The sequence below is a fragment of the Thermoplasma sp. genome (assembly GCF_023256435.1).
In the GTDB taxonomy this organism is placed as follows: Archaea; Thermoplasmatota; Thermoplasmata; order Thermoplasmatales; family Thermoplasmataceae; genus Thermoplasma.
The window spans coordinates 16,721-18,103 of the sequence record NZ_JAGDXM010000043.1; the positions used below are offsets into that span (position 1 = coordinate 16,721).

The window sequence follows — 1,383 nt, forward strand, 5'->3', positions numbered from 1 at the left end:
ACCGGCGCCGAGACCATAGCGATGGTATCCGGTGGGATGGTTGTTAAGAACGATAGGGATCAGGCAAGTCCATATGCTGCAATGAAGGCCGCAGATATGGTCTCTGAGGCTTTGAAAGAGAAGGAGATAACGGATCTGATAATAAAGGTGAGAGCGCCGGGAGGAAACAAATCAAAGATCCCTGGACCTGGTGCACAGGCAGCTATAAGGGCGCTTTCAAGGGCTGGACTTAAGATTGTCCGTATAGAGGAAGTAACTCCTATCCCCCACGATGGGACCAAGAAGAAGGGGGGAAAGAGAGGGAGAAGGGTCTGAATGGACGTAAAAATTTTCAAGTTATCCGATAGATACATAAGATTTGAGATAGATGGCATTACGCCATCCCAGGCTAACGCGCTGCGTCGCACGCTTATAAATGATATACCAAAGCTGGCCATAGAGAATGTCACATTTCATCACGGTGAGATAAGAGATTCGGAAGGGAATGTATACGACTCCTCTCTTCCGCTCTTCGATGAAATGGTTGCACATAGGCTTGGCCTTATACCGCTGAAGACGGATCTAACGCTAAATTTCAGAGATCAGTGCTCCTGCGGTGGTAAAGGCTGTTCTCTATGTACCGTAACCTATTCAATAAATAAGCTTGGGCCATCAACAGTGTTTTCATCCGATCTACAGGCTGTAAGCCATCCGGATCTTATACCTGTGGATGGTGAGATACCAATAGTTAAACTTGGAGCAAAACAGGCGATACTGATAACCGCAGAAGCAATTCTCGGTACGGCCAAGGATCATGCAAAATGGCAGGTCACATCAGGCGTCTCATACAAGTACCACAGAGAATTTCATGTTTCTAAGAAGGAATTCGATGACTGGCAGAAGATAAAGGAATCATGCCCCAAGTCGGTAATGAGCGAAAACGATGAAGAGATCGTTTTCACCGATGATTTCGGTTGCAATGACCTTAACATTCTATTTGAGTCGGACGGAGTAAACATAAAAGAGGATGACAGCAGATTCATATTCCAGTTTGAGACAGACGGTTCCCTTACAGCCAAGGATACTCTGCTTTATGCTCTTAACCGTCTAAAGGACAGATGGGATATGCTGGTTGAGAGTCTTTCTGAATAAAGATAGAAGGAATGAAGGATCTCAGATTCAGCCTATTTGACATAAAAATACACATTTTTTATTTGGGTTTGCAGGAAGACCCGTCTGAATTGCTATTTTTCCCCAATCCTATTTTCATATTTTTGCCCAAATACCGTTTCTCTGAAAGCAGTCATAAAAGAATTTATATTTCAGGTATTAATTCCGTTATGCTTCCTTCATAGTGATATGGTAAGCGGGTGTGGTGTAGCCTGGTAACACGCGAGCTTGCCA

Annotated in this window: 2 protein-coding genes; both read left to right on the plus strand. The window is 44.2% G+C overall.

The features are described 5' to 3' along the window. Window positions 1-315: 30S ribosomal protein S11 (gene rpsK / locus Q0C15_RS05775; protein WP_297217246.1), on the plus strand; the 315-nt coding region annotated here is incomplete at its 5' end. Further along, window positions 316-1,131, plus strand: a complete 816-nt coding sequence (locus tag Q0C15_RS05780) for a DNA-directed RNA polymerase subunit D (protein ID WP_297217249.1) — start codon at window positions 316-318, stop codon at window positions 1,129-1,131. Window positions 1,132-1,383: the final 252 nt, after the last annotated feature.